The sequence below is a fragment of the Thermoanaerobacterales bacterium genome (assembly GCA_030019475.1).
In the GTDB taxonomy this organism is placed as follows: domain Bacteria; phylum Bacillota; class Desulfotomaculia; order Desulfotomaculales; family JASEER01; genus JASEER01.
Genome location: JASEER010000008.1, coordinates 31813 through 50086, shown reverse-complemented (window position 1 = coordinate 50086; position 18274 = coordinate 31813). Strand labels below are relative to the sequence as shown.

At 65.4% G+C, this 18274-nt stretch carries 20 protein-coding genes; 12 read left to right on the top strand and 8 right to left on the bottom strand.

The window, feature by feature from the left end:
* The first annotated feature begins 27 nt into the window (after positions 1 to 27).
* Positions 28 to 1929 carry a cation-translocating P-type ATPase gene (locus tag QMC81_03640; protein MDI6906573.1) on the top strand — a complete coding sequence of 634 codons (1902 nt, stop codon included), beginning with the start codon at positions 28 to 30 and terminating at the stop codon, positions 1927 to 1929.
* Positions 1930 to 2039: 110 nt separating this feature from the next.
* On the opposite strand, the gene QMC81_03635 is transcribed toward QMC81_03640, so the two are convergent.
* The 3 genes from QMC81_03635 to QMC81_03625 all read right to left on the bottom strand — a co-directional run bounded on the left by QMC81_03635 (position 2040) and on the right by QMC81_03625 (position 3971).
* Positions 2040 to 3170 (bottom strand): trypsin-like peptidase domain-containing protein, encoded by a 1131-nt coding sequence (locus QMC81_03635; GenBank protein ID MDI6906572.1) that lies wholly within the window; start codon positions 3168 to 3170, stop codon positions 2040 to 2042.
* 101 nt (positions 3171 to 3271) lie between these two features.
* Positions 3272 to 3646: a DUF2680 domain-containing protein gene (locus tag QMC81_03630; GenBank protein ID MDI6906571.1), complete on the bottom strand. Its 375-nt coding sequence runs from the start codon at positions 3644 to 3646 to the stop codon at positions 3272 to 3274.
* Positions 3647 to 3731: 85 nt separating this feature from the next.
* Positions 3732 to 3971, bottom strand: a complete 240-nt coding sequence (locus QMC81_03625; GenBank protein MDI6906570.1) for a DsbA family protein — start codon at positions 3969 to 3971, stop codon at positions 3732 to 3734.
* A 342-nt stretch (positions 3972 to 4313) separates the two neighbouring features.
* Here QMC81_03625 and QMC81_03620 point away from each other — a divergent pair, with 342 nt between their 5' ends.
* The 7 genes from QMC81_03620 (at position 4314) to QMC81_03590 (ending at position 7998) form a co-directional block, all read left to right on the top strand.
* Positions 4314 to 4496, top strand: a complete 183-nt coding sequence (locus QMC81_03620) for a hypothetical protein (protein MDI6906569.1) — start codon at positions 4314 to 4316, stop codon at positions 4494 to 4496.
* A 15-nt stretch (positions 4497 to 4511) separates the two neighbouring features.
* Positions 4512 to 4778 carry a hypothetical protein gene (locus QMC81_03615; GenBank protein ID MDI6906568.1) on the top strand — a complete coding sequence of 89 codons (267 nt, stop codon included), beginning with the start codon at positions 4512 to 4514 and terminating at the stop codon, positions 4776 to 4778.
* 63 nt (positions 4779 to 4841) lie between these two features.
* Complete coding sequence (locus tag QMC81_03610; GenBank protein MDI6906567.1) at positions 4842 to 5546, top strand: YkgJ family cysteine cluster protein; 705 nt, start codon at positions 4842 to 4844, stop codon at positions 5544 to 5546.
* A 26-nt stretch (positions 5547 to 5572) separates the two neighbouring features.
* On the top strand, positions 5573 to 6649 hold the full coding sequence (ychF, locus tag QMC81_03605) for a redox-regulated ATPase YchF (protein MDI6906566.1): 1077 nt from the start codon (positions 5573 to 5575) through the stop codon (positions 6647 to 6649).
* 27 nt (positions 6650 to 6676) lie between these two features.
* Complete coding sequence (locus QMC81_03600) at positions 6677 to 6841, top strand: hypothetical protein (GenBank protein ID MDI6906565.1); 165 nt, start codon at positions 6677 to 6679, stop codon at positions 6839 to 6841.
* Between the two features lie 55 nt (positions 6842 to 6896).
* Positions 6897 to 7574 carry a DUF421 domain-containing protein gene (locus tag QMC81_03595; protein ID MDI6906564.1) on the top strand — a complete coding sequence of 226 codons (678 nt, stop codon included), beginning with the start codon at positions 6897 to 6899 and terminating at the stop codon, positions 7572 to 7574.
* A gap of 52 nt (positions 7575 to 7626) precedes the next feature.
* Entirely contained in the window at positions 7627 to 7998 is a 372-nt protein-coding gene (locus tag QMC81_03590) for a DUF4363 family protein (GenBank protein ID MDI6906563.1), read from the top strand.
* A gap of 65 nt (positions 7999 to 8063) precedes the next feature.
* On the opposite strand, the gene thrC is transcribed toward QMC81_03590, so the two are convergent.
* The gene (gene thrC, locus QMC81_03585; protein ID MDI6906562.1) at positions 8064 to 9560 is read right to left on the bottom strand and encodes a threonine synthase; all 1497 of its coding nucleotides are present in this window, start codon (positions 9558 to 9560) and stop codon (positions 8064 to 8066) included.
* 191 nt (positions 9561 to 9751) lie between these two features.
* Between thrC and QMC81_03580 the strand changes: the two genes are divergently transcribed.
* From QMC81_03580 to QMC81_03570, 3 genes are all read left to right on the top strand, one after another.
* Positions 9752 to 11194 (top strand): hypothetical protein, encoded by a 1443-nt coding sequence (locus tag QMC81_03580; GenBank protein ID MDI6906561.1) that lies wholly within the window; start codon positions 9752 to 9754, stop codon positions 11192 to 11194.
* 19 nt (positions 11195 to 11213) lie between these two features.
* Positions 11214 to 12725, top strand: coding sequence for an MDR family MFS transporter (locus tag QMC81_03575; protein MDI6906560.1), 1512 nt, complete (start codon positions 11214 to 11216; stop codon positions 12723 to 12725).
* Positions 12726 to 12843: 118 nt separating this feature from the next.
* Positions 12844 to 13269: a universal stress protein gene (locus QMC81_03570; GenBank protein MDI6906559.1), complete on the top strand. Its 426-nt coding sequence runs from the start codon at positions 12844 to 12846 to the stop codon at positions 13267 to 13269.
* Positions 13270 to 13347: 78 nt separating this feature from the next.
* On the opposite strand, the gene QMC81_03565 is transcribed toward QMC81_03570, so the two are convergent.
* Complete coding sequence (locus QMC81_03565) at positions 13348 to 13908, bottom strand: ion channel (GenBank protein ID MDI6906558.1); 561 nt, start codon at positions 13906 to 13908, stop codon at positions 13348 to 13350.
* A 180-nt stretch (positions 13909 to 14088) separates the two neighbouring features.
* Between QMC81_03565 and QMC81_03560 the strand changes: the two genes are divergently transcribed.
* Complete coding sequence (locus tag QMC81_03560) at positions 14089 to 14271, top strand: hypothetical protein (GenBank protein MDI6906557.1); 183 nt, start codon at positions 14089 to 14091, stop codon at positions 14269 to 14271.
* 124 nt (positions 14272 to 14395) lie between these two features.
* Here the strand turns inward: QMC81_03560 and QMC81_03555 are convergent, their stop codons facing one another.
* The 3 genes from QMC81_03555 to pdaA form a co-directional block, all read right to left on the bottom strand.
* Complete coding sequence (locus tag QMC81_03555; protein MDI6906556.1) at positions 14396 to 15802, bottom strand: TrkH family potassium uptake protein; 1407 nt, start codon at positions 15800 to 15802, stop codon at positions 14396 to 14398.
* Between the two features lie 32 nt (positions 15803 to 15834).
* On the bottom strand, positions 15835 to 17187 hold the full coding sequence (trkA, locus tag QMC81_03550) for a Trk system potassium transporter TrkA (GenBank protein MDI6906555.1): 1353 nt from the start codon (positions 17185 to 17187) through the stop codon (positions 15835 to 15837).
* Between the two features lie 111 nt (positions 17188 to 17298).
* Positions 17299 to 18240, bottom strand: coding sequence for a delta-lactam-biosynthetic de-N-acetylase (gene pdaA / locus QMC81_03545; protein MDI6906554.1), 942 nt, complete (start codon positions 18238 to 18240; stop codon positions 17299 to 17301).
* Positions 18241 to 18274 lie beyond the last annotated feature (34 nt).

The following is an 18274-nucleotide window of genomic DNA, read 5'->3' as shown; positions in this document are numbered from 1 at the left end:
TCTGAGAGACAAAGAGGAGTGAGAGCAATGCACCAGGCCCTCCCCGGCGCGCCCTGCGCGTGCGGTTGCGGCAGGCATCATGGCCCGCCGCCAGGGATTTTTTCCTATAGTCACTACATCATCATTACTTTTGCCGGCCTCCTGGTATTGCTCTACCTGGCGGGGATCACCCGGGAAGTGCTGGGGGTCGACCTGGCCCTTGTGGCGGCCGTGGCCGGCGGCCTGCCCATCGTGTGGGAGGCCGCGGCGGCCCTGGTGCGGCGGCGGGACACCCGGGTCGGGCTGCTGGTCAGCATCGCCCTAGTAGCCGCGGTGGCCATCGGGGAGTACCTGGCGGCGGCCGAGGTGGCCTTGATCATGCTCGTCGGCGAGCAGTTGGAGACCCTTACGGTCCGGCGCGCCAACCGGGCGGTGGAACGCCTGATCGAGCTGGCCCCGCTGACGGCCCGGGTCCGCCGCGAGGGGGACGAAGTGGAGGTCATGGCGGCCGACGTCCGCCCCGGGGAGGTCGTCCTGGTCCGCCCCGGAGAGAAGATCCCGGTCGACGGCCGGGTGCTGGCCGGGAGCGGCAGCGTCAGCCAGGCGGCGGTCACCGGGGAGCCGGTGCCGGTCGCGAAGGCCCCCGGGGACGAGGTCTTCGGCGGTACGCTCAACGAGCGGGGCTTCCTGGAAGTCCGCGCCGAGCGCACGGGCGACCAGACCACCCTCGGCGGTATTGTCCGGCTCGTCCGGTTGGCCCGGGAGCAAAAGGCGCCTATCGCTCGTCTTATCGACCGCTGGTCGGCCTGGTTTGTTCCGGTGAGCCTGGTCCTTGCGTCGGCCGTGTACCTTGCCACCGGGAGTGTCACCCGGGCCGTGACGGTGCTCATCGTTTTCTGCCCCTGCGCCATGCTTCTTTCTACGCCCACCGCGGTCCTGGCCGCTGTGGGCCGTGCCGCCCGGCGGGGTGTCCTGGTCAAGGGCGGGGAGGTCCTGGAGCGGACCGGGCGGGTGGACACCGTTGTCTTCGACAAGACGGGGACCCTGACCAGGGGCCGGCCGGAGGTCAGGGAGGTCATCACCTGGAACGGAGCCGGGACGGCCGAAGTCCTCCTGGCGGCGGCCGTTGTCGAGAAGCGGTCGGAACATCACCTGGCCGGGGCCGTCCTGCGGCGGGCGGCCGACGCAGGCCTGGCGGTACCCGACCCCGATGAATGGGAAACGGTGCCGGGCCGGGGGGTCGTCGCCCGCTGGGACGGGGCGAGGATCGTTCTCGGCAGCGAGCGCTGGCTGGCGGACCACGGGGTGGTACCCGACGTCCGGGCCCGCGCCCTGGTACGGGAGCACCAGGCACGGGGGGAGACCGTGGTCCTGGTGGCGCGCGACGGAAAGCTTGTCGGCGCCTTGAGTATCGCCGACCGCTTGCGCGGCGAGGCGCGGCAGGCCGTCGGCCGCCTGCGCGGCTCGCTCGCCCGGGAAGTCGTGCTCCTTTCGGGCGACAGCGAGATCGCGGCGCGGGCCGTGGGGGCCGAGGCGGGGGTCGACCGGATCGTGGCCGGACAACTGCCGGAGGCCAAGGCCGCGCATATCCGCGACCTGCAGGCGCGGGGAAGGCGCGTGGCCATGGTCGGCGACGGCGTGAACGACGCCCCGGCCCTGGCGACGGCCGACGTGGGGATTGCGGTGGGGAGCGGAACCGACGTGGCGCTGGAGACGGCCGATATCGCCCTGGTGGGCGGCGACCTGGGACGGGTGCCCGAGGTGCTTCAGCTCGGCCGCCGTACCCTGGGCGTCATCAACCAGAACATCATCCTGGCCAACTCGGTCAATGTGCTGGCCCTGGCCCTGGCCGCGGGCGGCCTTCTTGGCCCGGTGCCGGCGGCCGTCGTGCACAACATGAGTTCCATCCTCGTTGTCTTGAACTCCATGCGCCTGATGCGCACGGGATGAGGCGGCAGCGGCCCAAACTCCAAGTCGGGTATATCAGTCCGGGTGATAATTGAAAGACTGCCCTTGACGTCACTGGCCACGCGGTTCGGGACCCTGCGTAGAAGTGTCTCCTAGTTGCTCGGGCGCCGCTCCAGGGTGGCCTGTACGGTTATGTCGCGCCCATCGCGGCGGATGACGATCTTGGCCTTATCACCCGCTTTACGGCTGCGCACCAGGTTGCCGAGATGCTGCGGGCCGCTGATCTTGTTCCCGTCCAGGGTGAGCAGGATATCCCCGGGCTTAATGCCGGCCCGGGCCGCCGGGCTTTGCGGCACCACGGCGATGACCAGCACCCCCTGCGTATCCGGCAGGCCGGCATACTGGGCCACCTCGGGCGTGAGCTCCTGCATCTGAACGCCCAGCCAGGGGTGGGTGATCTTGCCCGTCCGGATCAATTCGTCCAGGACCGGGCGTATGGTACTGGTGGGGATGGCGAAACCGATGCCCTGCGCCTGGGTGTTCACGGCGGTGTTCACGCCGATAACCTCGCCTTGCATATTCAGGAGAGGACCGCCGCTGTTCCCGGGATTGATGGAGGCGTCGGTCTGCAGCAGGTTGTCGTAATAACGGTCTTCGATGACAATGGGGCGCCCTTTGGCGCTGATGACGCCGGTGGTCACCGTGTGGTCCAGGCCGTAGGGGTTGCCGATGGCGATGACCAGATCCCCCACCCGGGTACGGTTGGAGTCACCGATCTTCAGGGTCGGCAGGCCGTGGCCGTCGATCTTGACCACCGCCAGGTCCAAATCGTGGTCCGCCCCGATGACCTTTGCCGGCAGGGGCTTCCGGCTGCCCGCAAGGGTCACCGTAACGTCTGTCGCGCCCTGAATGACGTGCTCGTTGGTCAGGATATAGCCGTCCGGGGAGAAGATGAACCCCGAGCCCATGCCGTGCTCTTCCCGCGGCTGCAGCGGGATCGGACGGCCGAAGAACTCACGGAAGAACGGGTCGTTGAAGAAGGGGTCCCAGCCCGACGTTTTGGTCACCCGGGTGTCGATCTTGACCACGGCCGGACTCACCTTATCGACAATGTCGGCGACAGAATCGCCGCCGGAAACCACCGCGTTTGCCCCGGCCGTGTGGCCGGCGAGAGGCGGTTGCGGTGGTGCCAGTTCCTTAAAAAGCATGGCCCCCCCGGCGAACATCACCCCGGCCACGAACGCCGCCAGAGCGATGAACAACAACAACCTTCTCCCGCTCATTCGTAGGCACTCCCTTCTCCATTTCTTTACCATCCGGCGACCACCGGGTGGCTGGGAACGGCAAAGACCCCGGGGGAACCGGGGTCTTTGCCGGTGATTCGCTAGGCGCCCGGGGCTGTGTTCGGTGCCGCCGGAGCCTGGCCGCCCCACCTGCCGAAGCCGGCGCCGAAGCCGCCGTGGCGGCCCATGCCGTTACCCATGCCCCGGCCCATCCCGGGACCCCCGTTGGGGCACACGAAGCCGTTCTGCTCGTGGAACTCGTACATCTGGTCGAAGTGCTCCTTCATGGCCTGGCCCTGCTCGGGAGTCAGCCGGCCGTCCTTCACGGCCTGGTCGACCCACGCCTTCTTGGCGCTGAACTTTTGCTCGAACCACGCCTTGGCGTCCGACACCGGATCCGTGGCTGCGAACGCGGGCACCGCCACGAGGCCCGTGAAGGCCAGAAGCAGAAGCGAGACCACAAGCTTTCTCTTCATGCGCGCCCCTCCTTTGGTTTTTTTACTTAGTGTAACGGACGACTGTGGCAGGGCTGTCACGGGAATGTGACGGATTTGTGAACTTTTACCTCCCCCTCTGTGTCTCCAGGAGGCGGGTGAACTCTTTGTAGGGCCGGGCCCCGACGAGCCGGCTGCCGTCCTCGAAAAAGAAGGTGGGCAGGGCCACCACACCCTGAGCGCGCGCCCGGGCGGCGTTTTGCGCCAGTGCGCCGGCGTAGGCATGGCTTTCAAGGGCCGCCCGCAGTCCAGCGGCGTCCAGGCCCACACGGGCGGCGACGTCCACAACCACTTCCGCCTTCCCGATATTCCGCCCCCATTCTCTGCAAGCGCCGGTAAGCTTCCGTGAGGTCGATTCCCGGGTTCAGGCGGTTTACCCGGATCCCCTCCGGCGGGGTCTCCGGGTGCAGTTCGTAGCCCACCCACTCGACCTCCAGCGGGTATTCCTCTTGCAGTCTCTCGACAATGCCCGTGCCGACGTAGCAGAAGGGTCAGGCATAGTCGGAGAAGACCGTTACCTTATGCATCATTCGTTATCACCTCTTGCGCTTTCACATTTTAGAGGAGGCCATCCCGGCCGTCAACCGCGGGGGTCAAGCGGACGCCGGGTTGTGCTAGAATGGAGGAAAACATCCTGGGGGGTTTTCCTTTGATCCAAATGCTCCTGGCGGCGATCGGCGGGCGGCTGGCGGGCGAGGCGCTGCGCGTGGCCCGGGGACAGCCCCTGGTTGTTTTCGGCACGTTGGACGAGCCGGCGCTGAGGCGGCTGGACGAGGAGCGCTGCCGGACCGGTGATTCGGCGGTGCCGGTTTACTTTTACGAGTCCGGGTGATGCCCGCCCCGCAAGGTGGTTGCCGTCGGCAGCCTGGCACGGGTGTGGGTCGACCTGCCGGATACGCTTGCGGACCTGGCGACGCTGGTGGAGGAGTTTGAACGCTATTTCGGGCTTCCCTGGCGGGAAGTAATGTTCGGGGGTACCGGACCCCTGGTGCACGCCGGGCTCTGGAACGCGTTTTTTGCGGTATCCCGCCTGCGCCCCCCGGATGAGCCCCAAACCCTGGACGAATTGCTGCGGGAAACGGGTCCGGTGAAGTATAATATCCTCGTTGGCTGAGGGCGGGGGACGGAATGCCCGTGCCCCGGCAGTGGCAAATGGAATAAGCGGAGGGATGACGATATGAGCGCGCCGGACAGGGTAAGGGTCGACATGGTGCGGATCGACGGCGCCAACGGGTACGACCTGTTTGTGGCCGACCCGGAGGCCACGGTTGGGGACTACCTGGCCGCCCTGAACCGGGCCATCGAGGAGCTGCCCCTGGACCGGGGGCGCGCCCGGCGGCGGGAGTGCAAGGGGTGCGACCGCTGCTGCGCGGAACGGCTGCCGCTGACCGCCGTCGATGCCCGGGTCCTGCGCCGGGCCACGGGGGCGCCGACGCTTTCCGCCTTCCTGGCGCTTTACGGCCACGTCCTGGTCGACGGGCGAGCGGTGGACATCACCCTGGCCCGCCGGGAGGACGGCCGCTGCTGTTTCCTGGAGTGTGGGACGCGGACCTGCCGTCTTTACACCGCGCGCCCCCTGGTCTGCCAGACCTTCATCTGCAGCCCGCAGACCAAGCGCGCCCACCGCCTGCGCGAAGTGTTGGTGAACAAAGGGGAGGATGAGCTGGTCCGGCAATGGCTGGGCGAGCCCGGCGCTACGGGGCGGGAACCGTTGATCCACGAGGGTTACAGCCCCCGGGTGCGGGCCGCCGACTGGCCTGCGACCCCCTTCGCCGGCTGTGAAGGCTACGATGAGATCCTGCTGCGGGAAGTCTGCCCGCCGGGTATCTGGCGTGAGCTTACAACCGAGATGGTGGCCGGGGAACCTTCGCCCGTCCGCTGAGATCTACTTGGAGGAAGTGAGAAACCTTGCTTATCGGGCTCGTCGGACTGCCGCTCGTCGGCAAGACGACCCTCTTTAACCTTCTGACAGGCCAGCACGCGGCGACCGGCACCTTTATGGGCGCCGGAGCGGGGGTTAACGTCGGGATGGCGCCGGTTCCCGACCGGCGCATCGACTTCTTAAGCGCGCACTACAAACCGCGCAAGACCACCTACGCCCAGGTGCAGTTCAAGGACCTGCCGGGGGTGGAGCCGGGCCAGGGGGTGGCGGGCAAGTTCCTGGACGAGGTGCGCGCCGCCGACCTGCTGGTGCACGTCGTGCGGGCCTTCTCCTCCGAAGAGGTGCCGCATGTCGCGGGGAGCGTCGATCCCAAGCGCGACCTGGCCGACTTTAACACCGAGCTTCTGCTGGCCGACATGGGGGCCGTGGAGAAACGCATCGAGCGCATCAAGGGGGCGAAGAAACCGCCGAAGACCGCGGCCGCCGAACTCGCCGTCCTGGAGCGGTTCCTGGCGGCCCTGGAGGCGGAGCAGCCGGTGAGCAGCGTGCCCCTTGCCGATGAGGAGAAGGAGCTGCTGGCCGGGCAGAGCTTTTTGACCGAGAAGCCTCTCCTGCTGGCGGTAAACCTCGACGAGGACCAGCTAGGGGCGGGCGAGTACCCGCGGCGGGACGAATTGACGGCCTACGCGGCGGAGAGGGGCTTCCCGGTCATCGAGGTCTCCGCGCAGGTGGAGATGGAGATCAGCGAGCTGCCCCCGGAGGACCGCGCCGAGTTTATGGCCGACCTGGGCCTGTCCGAGCCGGGCATGGCCCGCCTGGCCCGCGCCGCCTACGACTACCTGGGCCTGATCTCCTTCTTTACGGTGGGCGAGGACGAGGTCCGCGCCTGGACCATCCGCCGGGGCACGGTGGCCCGCCGGGCGGCCGGGAAGGTGCACTCGGACATCGAGCGCGGTTTCATACGCGCCGAGGTCTTCAACTTCGCGGACCTGGAGGCCGCGGGGTCGCCCGCCGCCGTCCGGGAACGCGGGCTCTTCCGCCTGGAGGGCAAGGACTACGTCGTGCAGGACGGGGACATCATCTGCTTCCGCTTCAATGTGTAGGGGCGGGGACCGAAAGGGGATGGCCGAATGAAGAGAAGGATCATTTATAACTCCGTGCGCCGTACCTGGACGCGTAAGCCCCAGAGCCAGGTGGTCCCGGACAAGAAAAAGTACGACCGCAAGCGCGAGAAGGAGCGCCTGCGGCGCGAAGACCGGCCGGATAACGGCCGGTTTTGTTATTGGGTCGCATAAAGGCCGCCCCGGGCTGGCAAAATGACAAGAGAATCCTTTTCGGGGAGGCTGATCCATGCTCCTGGTCCTGGTGCGGACGCTCATCCTCTTTGCCGCCGTGGTCGTCGTTCTACGCCTGACCGGCAAGCGGCAGGTCGGGCAGCTCCAGCCCTTCGAACTGGTGGTCATCATCATGCTCTCGGAGCTGGCGTCAATCCCGATCGCCAATACCGACGTCCCCCTGGTCAACGGGCTGGTGCCCATCTTCGTCCTGCTGGTCGCCCAGGTCATCCTGTCCTATGCCTCATTGAAGAGCCTGAAGGCCCGCGCTGTGATCTGCGGCACGCCCAGCGTCCTGGTGGCCAACGGCAAGATCGTGGAGAAGGAACTGGCCCGGCTCCGGTACGACATCAACGACCTCCTGGAGCAGCTCCGGGCCAAGAACCTTCCGAACCTGGCCGACGTCGAGTTCGCCATTTTGGAGACCAACGGGCACCTGTCCGTCGTTCCCAAATCACAGAAACGCCCGGTATGCCCCGAGGACTTGAATCTCTCGACCGGCTACGAGGGCCTGCCGACGACCCTGATCATCGACGGCAAGGTTTTGGAAAAGAACCTGGCCGGGATCAACCTCGACGTCAACTGGCTGCGCAGCGAACTGGCCAAGTTCGGGATCCGGGATTTAAAACGCGTACTGTTCGCCGCCCTGGACACGGGCGGCAAGCTCTTCTACCAGTTAAAGGGTGCAAGCTGATACCAGGCTTTGCCCCGGTGCTTATCTTCGGAGGTGAGAGGGATTGCGCTTCGTGGCGGTCCTGCTGGTGCTGCTGGTCGTGGTCATCGGGTTTGGCGTCTGGACGGTCCAGGCGCTGCGGGGGACGGCCGATGAACTGGGCATGCGGATCGACCGCGTGCAGGCCCTGGTAAAGCAGGAAAGGTGGCAAGAAGCCGAGCGCGCGCTCGACGGGCTGGGCGGCCGCTGGGAAAAGTCCAAGAAGTGGTGGACGGCGTTCGTTGATCACCAGGAGATCGACAACATCGACTTCTCCATTGTCCGCATCCGCGAGTACCTCTGGGCGGAAGACGAGGAACTGGCCCTCGGGGAAGCCGCTGCGCTGAAGAAAATGATCGAGCACATCCCCGAGAAGGAATCATTCACACTGGAAAACATCCTTTAAGTAAGGGGTCAGGCCCCTTACTTAAAACGGCACCTATGTTTTAAGTTGAGTGCCTGACCCCTTACTTAAAGGAGGAGGTCGAGGAGGGCCTGGCGCATCTCGTCCTTCTTGACCTTGCGGGTGTGGTGGACCGGCCGCCGGTCGAGGCCGCGCAGGCCGGGCGGGATCTCAAGGCCGGTCGCGGCCGAGAGCATCTCCAGCAGCTCGAACTCCGTTCTGCCGGCCACGGCCTCCTCGCCCAGGATGGCCCGGGCGACGGCGGCGTTGAACTTGAAGGGGCTGGCCGTACTGACGATGATGGTCGGCGTTTCATCGCCGGTGGCCAGGCGGTACTTGGCGTAGACGGCGCGTCCGACCGCGGTATGGGTGTCCAGGACGTAACGACTTTCGGCGTACGTCGCACGGATGGTGGCCAGGGTCTCGGTGTCGTCGGCGAAGTCGGACCAGAACAGGCCGGCCACCTGCGCATACGTACCGGCGTCGATGCTGTAGGCCCCGTCCCGGACCAGGGCGGCCATCCAGCCGGCGACGCGCGCCGCGTCGTGCCCGGTCAGTTCGTAGAGCAGCCGCTCCAGGTTGGACGAGATGAGGATGTCCATCGAGGGCGACAGGGTCCTGGCGAAATGACGCCGCCGGTCGTAGGTCCCGGTGCGGATGAAGTCCGTGAGGACGTTGTTGGTATTGGCGGCGCAGACCAGGCGGTTTACGGGCAGGCCCATCCGCCGGGCATAGAAGGCGGCCAGGATGTTGCCGAAGTTGCCGGTGGGCACCACGAAGTTGACCGGGTCCCCGGGGCGGACGCCGCCGTCGGCCGCCAGGTCGAGGTAGGCGGAGATGTAATAGGCGATCTGGGGCACCAGGCGGCCCCAGTTGATGGAGTTCGCCGAGGAGAACTTGAGGCCGTGGGCGGCCAGCAGGGACCGCACCTCCGGGTCCGTAAAGATGGCCTTGACGCCGCTCTGGGCGTCGTCGAAGTTGCCGTCGACGGCCACCACCCCGACATTGGCCCCCTCCTGGGTGACCATCTGGAGTTTCTGGATTTCGCTGACTCCCCGCGCGGGGTAGAAGACGATGATCCTGGTCCCGGGCACGTCGCGGAAGCCCTCCAGGGCGGCCTTGCCGGTATCGCCCGAGGTGGCGACCAGAATGACGATCTCGGCCTTCTCGCCGGTCTTGGCGACGGCGCGCGCCAGCAGGTGGGGCATGACCTGCAGGGCCATGTCCTTGAAGGCGCAGGTCGGGCCGTGCCAGAGTTCGAGGTAATACTCGCCGGCCGCGGTCCGCACCAGGGGCGCGATGGCCGGGGTGTCGAAACGCTCCGTGTTGTAAGCGGCGGCCACGCAGGCGTCCAGTTCTTCCGGGGTGTAGTCGCTCAGGTAAGGGGCGAGGACGGCCGCCGCCCGCCGCGGGTACGGGAGAGGCGCCAGGCGGGCGATCTCTTCGAGGCTGAGACGGACCGGGGACGAGGGGACGAACAGGCCCCCGTCGGAGGCGATACCCCGGCAGATGGCCTGGGCGGCGGTGGCGTTGCGCTGCCCGCCCCGGGTGCTTTCGTAGAGCATTGGATCAGGTTCTCTCCTTCCTGGATTCCGTCCGGGAACCTTATCACCCATTTAACAACATCTTACGCCCGGAGTAAAGAGCGGGCGAAGCTGCCCCCGGCGCGCCGTTTCATGTCACATTTTGCCCCGCTCTGCCATTATTGGTTATAGCACGTCCCGCAAGGGACAGGAGAAGGGGAGAGAGGGAAGGCATGAGCCGGCGGGCGTGGTCCACGTGTTCCCTGGTTCCGGGTGTCTTGGTGATGATCATCCTTCTTGTCATTTCGGCGGGCTGTGGTTCACGGCCGGCTCCCCGGGACGGGGCTCCTCCTCGGCCGCTGCCGCCAGGCCCGCTTGGAGAGGCCTGGCTGGATATTCAGAGCGCGCTTAAGATCGATCCTCAAAAGGCTTACACCCGCAAATTAAGTTTCACCCTTCTTCCCGGGGGCAAGGGTGAAATCCGGTCGCTCAATATACAGTTCGTGATTCCCGGGAGCGAAAAGGCAACCGTTTTCACGGTGCGGCGCGAGCCCGGGCAAAAGACCTACGATACCGGCGCGCAGCCCTACCCCCGCCGTCTTGACCTGCAGGCATTTGTCCCCGTTGAGGATCTGGTACGGGAGATCGACCGGATCGGTCCTGCCGCCCTGACGCTGGAAGCGGGGGAATTCACGGCGGTGGATCTGGTGGTGACGGCTGAAGAGGGGCGTCTTTTCGGCCGCGACCCTTACCATGAGATATACCTTGCGGGGAGCAAAGGCACCCGTAGAATTGAGGAGCCCGACCCGGTGGCCGTGGACGGGCGGGCTGTCGTCTTGCAGGCCGAGGCGGTGGGCGCAAAGCCGGCTGGGGATAAAGGCCGTCACTATGTCCTGGCGGCCCTCTGCGGCACGGTGACGGAAGGCGTGCGGATCGAGCCCCCGCCCGCGGCCTCCGGGGAGGAGTGGCTGGATACCCGCTGGGCCGACCTGGACGGGGACGGAGCGCGGGAAACGGTGTACCTGCTGGGAACAAGGTCGCAGCCGGAACTGCCCTTCCCCGACCGTAAGTCCCTGCTCGTCGGGGGGAACGGCCCCCGGATGAACGTGCCGGGTCAGGGCGGTTACTACGGCAGCAGCCTTCGCCTGCGGGACCTCACCGGCGACGGCCGCCCGGAATTGCTTTTCTTTGAACACATAGGGGGCAGCGGGGCGATCGTCAACCTGAATGTCTATTCTCTACAGGGAGACCGCCTGCGGACGCTGTTCCGCGCCGAAGACCATTGCGAGGTCCCCGGCATGCACCGCGAGTACCTGGGTGACAGCCGGGTCCGGGCGGCGATCGATCCCCTGGGTCTCGTATGGGAGTACGAAGTGGCCTATTCCAACTACCGGAACAACCCCGAGCTGACCGAACAGCAGATCAAGGAAGGCTACGGCACCAACTGGCTGGACCCTTTCTCGGACTATGACATTGAGGACACAAACGGGGACGGTCTCCCGGAAATCGTCGGGCACCAGAGGATGTGCGGCATCGCCCACGTGGACATTATCGGCTTCTTAAGCCAGATTTTCCGCTGGGACGGGCAGAGGTTTGTGCGGGACGGCGTTGAACTCTACCAGGAGACGCCTGAAGGGCCGGCCTTTATCCCCCCGCAGGGGGCCCAAAAAGCCTGAAAGCCACGGGAGGCCTTACTTGGACAAGCAGCGCCGGATGATCACCATCGCCGTCCTCCTGGCGACCTTCCTCGCCGCCCTCGACATCACCATCGTCGGGACGGCCATGCCGACCATCATCGGCCGGCTCGGGGGGATGGCCCTTTTCTCCTGGGTGTTTTCCATTTACCTCTTGACCTCGGCGGTCAGCACGCCGATTTACGGCAAGCTGGCCGACCTCTTCGGGCGGAAAGCGGTTTTCGTCTGCGGTACCGGCCTTTTCCTGCTCGGGTCCGCGCTCTGCGGCCTGGCACAGAGCATGCCCCAGCTCATCCTCTTCCGGGCGATCCAGGGCCTGGGGGCCGGCGCCGTTCTCCCGGTGACGATCACCATCATCGGGGACATCTTCGCCGCCGAGGAGCGCGCCCGGATGCAGGGGCTCTTCAGCAGCGTCTGGGGCATCTCGGCCATCATCGGCCCCGGCATAGGGGGCTTCATTGTCGACTACCTGGACTGGCGCTGGGTCTTTTACATCAACCTGCCCCTGGGCCTTCTGGCCATGGCCATGATCCTGCGCTACCTGGCGGAGACCCGCCACCCCGGCCGCCCCCGGATGGACTACCTGGGTTCGCTCACCCTGGCCGCGGGGGTCACCGCTCTCCTCCTCGTGCTCCTCGAAGGCGGGGGCGACTGGCCGTGGTCGTCCTGGCCGGTCTTCGCCCTGGGCGGCGCCGCCCTCGCCCTGCTGGCCTTCTTCGTGCACCACGAGGCCCGCGTCCCCGAGCCCATGCTCCCCCTTTCCCTTTTCCGCAACCGGGTCATCAGCGGTTCAGTGGCAGGAAACTTCATCGCCGGCGCGGTGATGATTGGCGTCTCCTCATATATTCCGCTCTTTGTCCAGGGCGTGCTGGGCGGGTCGGCGCTTACGGCGGGGGCGGCGGTGGCGCCGATGTCCATCGGCTGGCCCCTGGGGAGCACCATCGGGGGCCGTTTCCTGCTCCGCGTGGGGTACAAGCGCATGGCCGTCCTGGGCCTGGGCTTCAACGTCTTGTCCGCCGTAATGCTCGTCGCCCTCGCGCCCGGCTCGCCTCAGATCCTGGTGACGGCGGCGACCTTCACTATGGGCCTGGGGCTTGGCTTCTCCACCACGGCCTTTATTGTCTATGTCCAGTCCTCGGTGGGCTGGCGGCAGCGCGGGGTGGCCACGGCCGTGGTCCAGTTCATGCGCACCCTGGGCTCCACGGTGGGCGTGGCGCTGACGGCGGCGATCATGAACCGCCTGCTGGCGCGCGGGCTCGAAGGGGTGCCCTCGCTTGCGGGTGCCGACCCCGCGGCATTGACCAACTGCCTGCTGGACCCCCTGCAGCGCGCCGTGCTTGGAGCCGGGGAACGCCAGGCCGTCCAGGAAGCGCTGGCCTACGGCCTGCACGGCGCCTTCTGGGCTGTGCTGGCGCTGGCCTTCATAGGGCTGCTGGTCGGGCTGTGCCTCCCCTCGCCGGGGCGACTCTCTTCCGCGGAGGAGAACCGCGAGGCGCCGCCGGCTGAAGGGTAATTCATAATTGGAATATTGTTTTGGGTCTTGTCAGAAATGAGCCGAAGGGGTACCATAGGTACGGGATATTAGTTACCGTTTTCACAAAGATTACCCGAACTTTGAGAGGAGGTTGGCCATGTATAAGAAAATCTTGATACCCTCGGACGGGTCGGAGTATGCGATGCGGGCGGCGGAGTATGCCCTGGAGGTGGCCAAAGAAAACCCCGCGGTGGAGATAACGATCGTCTATGCCTACCAGCTGGTGCCCGATCTGGCCCTCGATACGCCCTTTACGCCTTCCATCATCACCTTTGCCGATGAACAGGCCCAGGCCATCCTGGAAAAAACGGCGAAGGTCTTCGAGGATGCCGGCATCAAGGCGGAGACCGTGGTGCGCCGCGGGGATCCCGGGCGGGAGATCGCGGAGCTGGCCCGCGAGGGAGGTTTCGACCACATTATTATGGGAACGCGTGGAGCCGGCGCCCTGGGAGGCCTCATTTTCGGCAGTGTGGCCCAGAAGGTGGTCCAGCTGGCGCCGTGTCCGGTGCTGTTGGTGAAGTAGAAGGGCCCTTGGGCGCAAAAGGTATCGATAGAAACGGTAGGGCCGGCGCTTGCCGGCCCCGGTATTTTTGACGGGATCTCAACTCCTCCAGCCGGCCCGTCCCGGGGCCGCCCTCTGGGCCTTGACCTCCAGGTCCGCCAGCCGGTTTCCGGGGCCGAAAACGACCAGGGTGTCCCCCGCCAGGATCAATTCGTCAGGAGACGGGCCCTGGATGATCTCCCCCTCCCGCTCGATGACCACCAGGGGGGCGCGTTCGTGGCGAAGCTGTTCGATCACCGCCTGGCCCACCCGGCCCCCGCCGCATACGATCACGTGGTCCTTAAGCCTGGAGATCTCGCGCTGCATTCTTCGTCTCCCCCACACATTTAAAATACGCCCCTCGATGACGACGCCGTTCAAGATGGTCATCGCGTAAAAGAAAAGGCCCACGCCGGCAAAAATGATGACGATGGTCGTGATCCGGCCGGCCGTCGTAACGGGCACGTAATCACCGTAGCCCACGGTGGCGATACTGACCACCGCCAGCCAGAAGGCTTCAAATGTTGTCAAATCCTCAAACGCCGTCAGGGCCGGGACGCTGCCGCCCAGGATCACGGCCAGGGCCAGAAAAGCGTACAAGAGAGCCCGCGATGAGGACAAGGGCAACACCTCGGGTCAATTATACAACAGGACGGTTATTTGCGTTTCGGTCAACTTGCAGGGACCGCCCCGTCTGACATTGTCAGAAAAAACTTCCTATTACGATATTTTCGTGATGTCTTGTGCATTATTGGATACTGTATACAATGTTCTTAAGGGACGGATTGGGGGGGTGATCTCGTGAAGATCTTTTACCTGGCGATGGCGGTAATGCTTCTCTACCTGGCCGGTTACATCGGGCTCTGTTACCACCTGTACTTCAGGCCCGCCCGGCCGAGAGCCGTACGGGTAACGTTCGCGGGATCGTTCAGCCTGGCGCAGGCGGTGGGGGCATTGTCCCTTCATTCCACCGTCCGGCACTGAGAAGGACCGGGTAGGTCCTGCTGGTTCGCTTTCACGGACGAAGGTAACCCATTGACGCCGGGTTTCCTGTATGGGCGTGGTTTAGGCCACGCCCGTTTTGTTTCCGGTCACACGGCGGGCCGCTTCAGCGGCGCCAGAATCCGGGGTGCAACAGGGCCAGCACGGTGAACAGCTCCAGGCGGCCGACCAGCATGCAGAACGAGAGTAGGGCCTTGGCGAGGTCAGGGAGGGCGGCGAAGTTGGACATAGGACCGACCAGCCCCAGGCCCGGGCCGACGTTACCCAGGGTGGCGGCGACGGCGGTCAGGGCGGTCAGGAAATCGGCGCCGCCGCCGGCCACAATGATGACCGAGCCGAAGAAGAGGCCCAGGTACAGAATGAAGAAGGCCTGCACGATATCGACCATCTCGGAGGGGATAACGGCGCCGCCCAGGCGAACGGGGAGCACGGCCTGGGGGTGGATGAGGCGCCGCAACTGACGTATGGCCACCTTCCACAGGATGATGAAGCGGACGACCTTGATCGCGCCGCCCGTGGATCCCGCGCAGCCGCCGATGAACATCAGCAGGACAAGTATGAGGCGGCTGAAGTCCGGCCAGAGGTTGAAGTCCACGGTCGAAAAGCCGGTGGTGGTAATGATGGACGCCACCTGGAAGAGGGCATGGCGGGCGGCCTGCGCCGGCGCCAGGCCCAGGGAAGAGACCAGGTTCAACGTGACCGCGGCCACGGCAACGGCGATGATGGCCAGGTAGACCCTCAGCTCCGTGTCCTGCCAGATGGCCCGGTAGTGGCCCTTAATGGCCCGGATGTGCAGGCTGAAGCTCATGCCGCACAGGATCATAAACATGACGATGATCAGTTCCACGGCCAGATTGTTGTATGCGCCGACGCTGGCGTTCTGGTTGGAGAAACCGCCGGTGGCCACCGTGCCGAAGGTATGAATGAGACTGTCGAACCAGGGCAGCCCGGCCAGGCGCAGCAGGAGGATTTCGGCCAGGGTGAACAGGAGGTAGACCCGGTAGAGTTCGCGCGAGGTCTGAGCGACGCGGGGGACGACCTTGATCTTGGAGGGTCCCGGAACCTCCGCCCGGTACAGCTGTATCCCCGCCACCTTGAGGGACGGCAGGAGGGCGACGATGAAGACGACGATCCCCATCCCGCCCAGCCAATGTGTCAGGCTTCGCCAGAAGAGGATGCCGTACGGGACCGGTGTCAGGTCGGCGATGGTGGACGCCCCCGTGGTGGTAAACCCCGACATGGCCTCGAAGAAGGCGTCCACCGGGTTGGGCAGCACGCCGCTGAATATGAAAGGTAAGGATCCGAAAGCGGCCAGGACCACCCAGCCGATGGCGGCCACCATGAAGCCCTCGCGGTAGCCCACGTCCCCCAGGTCGGCCCTGATGAGGGCCAGGGGGAGGCCGACGGCCGCGGCAAGGGCGATGGTCCAGATGAACGCCGGGACATCCGGACCCTGGTGAAAAACGGCGATCCAGAGACAGGGGACCAGGGCCGCCCCCTCGGCAAGCAACAACAGCCCGAGTGTTTTTGCGACCAGTCTCCTGTTCAGGATTTGCCGCCCCCCACGTTAAACAGGCGCTCTATGGTATCCACACCGTAGCCGACGGCGAAGACCACCAGGCGGTCGCCCCCCTGCAGGACCACGTCGCCCTTGGGGATGATGACCCGCTGCTGGCGCTTGATGGCCCCGACGATGACACCCTTGGGCAGCCCCAGGCGGGACAACGGCTTGCCGACCATGCGGCTTTCGGGCTGCAGGATCAGTTCGACCACCTCGGCCTGCCCGTTAAGGAGCAGGACCAGGGACAGGAGCCGCCCGCCGCGGATATACCGCAGGATGGCGCTGGCCGTGATCAGCAACGGGCTGATCGCGGCGTCCACGCCGAGGTGCTCGACGAGATGGGCGTAGTTCGGGCGGCTTACCTTGGCGATGACATACTTGGCCCCCATCTGTTTGGCCAGGAGCGACAGGAGCAGGTTTTCCTCATCGAAACCGGTGACGGCTACAAAGCCGTCCGTATCTTTGATGCCCTCGCGCTTCAGAAGGTCAAGGTCGGAGCCGTCGCCCTCGAGGATAAGGGCCTCCGGCAGACGCTCGGCCAGGCTGAGACAGCGCTCGTGGTTCTGCTCGATAATCTTGGGCCTTATGCCGAGGGAACAGAGCTTTTCTCCCAGGTAGAATCCGATCCGCCCGCCGCCGAGGATGATGACGCTGCTTGTCCGCGGGCGGCGCTTCTTGATGCGCGCGCAGACCTTCTCCACGCTGTCGGCATGTCCCAGGATGTAGAGAGTGTCGCCGGGCAGGATTTGGTCACGCCCGCCGGGGACAATCATCCCCCCGCGGCGCGAGATACCGACGATCAGGCAGGAGTGAGGCAGTTCGGCCTCGGACAGTCGCTTGTTAGCGAAGAAACGATGAGACTCGTCGATTGTGATTTCGGCCATCTGGACCTTGCCGTCGGCGAAAGGCTCGGTGTGCACGGGGAGGGAGACCGTCAGCAGGCGGGCGATCTCCATGGCCGCCGAGTGTTCGGGGTTGATGACCAGGTCCAGCCCGAGGTCCTCTTTGGAGACAACCAGATCGCGGGCGTAGACCGGGTCGCGGATGCGGGCGATGGTGCGGGGGACCCCGAGCTTCTTGGCCATCATGCACGCGATCATGTTGATCTCGTCGGCGTTGGTGACCGCAGCCACCATGTCGCTTCTGGCCACGTCGGGGTGTTTCAGGACGGTCGCGCTGGACCCGCTGCCTTTCAGCATGAGGGCGTCCAGGTGGCCCTCAAGGCGGGAAAGCTTGGTTTCGTCCTGGTCGATCAGTACCAGGTCATGTCCTTCGCCCACGAGCCGCCTGGCGATCTCGACGCCGACCTTGCCGGCGCCGATAATGGTAATCTTCACGGCTCTTCCTCCACCGGGCAAAAGTTTGCCCCTCCGGCACTGCGGCCATCGGGGGCTTCTGTCTACAGTGATATATGATTGTGCCGGAAAATGCAATGGGTTTCTTTGGTTTTAAGCCAATTCGTCAAGGGTGCCGAAGGTGTACCCCTGGCGCTTCAGTTCTTTAAGGATACGGTCCAGGGCCTCGGTGTTGGACTGCGAGACGGCGTGGAGAAGGATCACCGCCCCCGGGTGTATGTTGTCGATGACGTGACGGTAGGCGGCCTCGCTCCCGGGCTGCTTGTTGACGTCCCAGTCCTTGTAGGCCATGCTCCAGAAGACGCTCGTATAACCGAGGGAATGCACCTGGTCGAGGGTGCGCCGGTTGAACTCGCCCATCGGGGGACGGAAGAAGCGCATCTCGGTGCCGGTCAGTTCCCGGACCTGCCGGTGGACGCTGAGGACCTCCTCCCGGATGAGGTCGTTGCTGACCTTCGGCAGGGACGGATGGGTCTGGCTGTGATTGCCTACAACATGGCCCTCGGCCGCCATGCGGCGTACGAGGGCGGGGTTGGCCCGGACATAGGGGCCGGTGACAAAGAACGCCGCCCGCACGCCGTTGGCCGCCAGGATGTCCAGGATGCGTGCGGTATAGCTGTTTTCGTAGCCCTCGTCAAAGGTCAGGTACACCGTCTTCCGGTCGGTGGGGCCCAGGAAGATGCCCCGCCCGTCGGCGATGGCCTGGAGGTAAGCCGGATCCGTTGTCGGCGGGCGGTGTTCCTTGTTGCGGTAGAAATACCAGGAGAGGACTGTTTTATCCTGGGAAGTATCCCCCATCCCCCCGGGGGCCGGGTCCGCGGACGGCGCTTTCAATTCCTCGAGTTCGGCCCGCAGGGCGGCGTTTTCCTGCCGGAGGGCGTCCAACCGGCGTTCAAGGGCCTCGACCTGTTCCGCCCGGGGGTCGTCGCCGCCGGCGCCGCCGGGGGCCTGGAGGCCGGGGCTGCTGAGCAGGTACCCCGCCAGGGCCAGGTTGGCAACCAGGGAGAGGGCCAGGATGATGGGCAGCGGCCGCATGTAGTCGGTGTCTCCTTCTCGCTTGGATGTTCTC

Bases quoted from the DNA above. Each gene is read 5' to 3' on its own strand.
- QMC81_03600 (MDI6906565.1), top strand. From the start codon at position 6,677: ATGAAGAGAAGGATCATTTATAACTCCGTGCGCCGTACCTGGACGCGT.
- QMC81_03640 (MDI6906573.1), top strand. From the start codon at position 28: ATGCACCAGGCCCTCCCCGGCGCGCCCTGCGCGTGCGGTTGCGGCAGG.
- QMC81_03610 (MDI6906567.1), top strand. From the start codon at position 4,842: ATGAGCGCGCCGGACAGGGTAAGGGTCGACATGGTGCGGATCGACGGC.
- QMC81_03570 (MDI6906559.1), top strand. From the start codon at position 12,844: ATGTATAAGAAAATCTTGATACCCTCGGACGGGTCGGAGTATGCGATG.
- thrC (MDI6906562.1), bottom strand. From the start codon at position 9,560: ATGCTCTACGAAAGCACCCGGGGCGGGCAGCGCAACGCCACCGCCGCC.
- QMC81_03630 (MDI6906571.1), bottom strand. From the start codon at position 3,646: ATGAAGAGAAAGCTTGTGGTCTCGCTTCTGCTTCTGGCCTTCACGGGC.
- QMC81_03635 (MDI6906572.1), bottom strand. From the start codon at position 3,170: ATGAGCGGGAGAAGGTTGTTGTTGTTCATCGCTCTGGCGGCGTTCGTG.
- QMC81_03580 (MDI6906561.1), top strand. From the start codon at position 9,752: ATGAGCCGGCGGGCGTGGTCCACGTGTTCCCTGGTTCCGGGTGTCTTG.
- QMC81_03595 (MDI6906564.1), top strand. From the start codon at position 6,897: ATGCTCCTGGTCCTGGTGCGGACGCTCATCCTCTTTGCCGCCGTGGTC.
- pdaA (MDI6906554.1), bottom strand. From the start codon at position 18,240: ATGCGGCCGCTGCCCATCATCCTGGCCCTCTCCCTGGTTGCCAACCTG.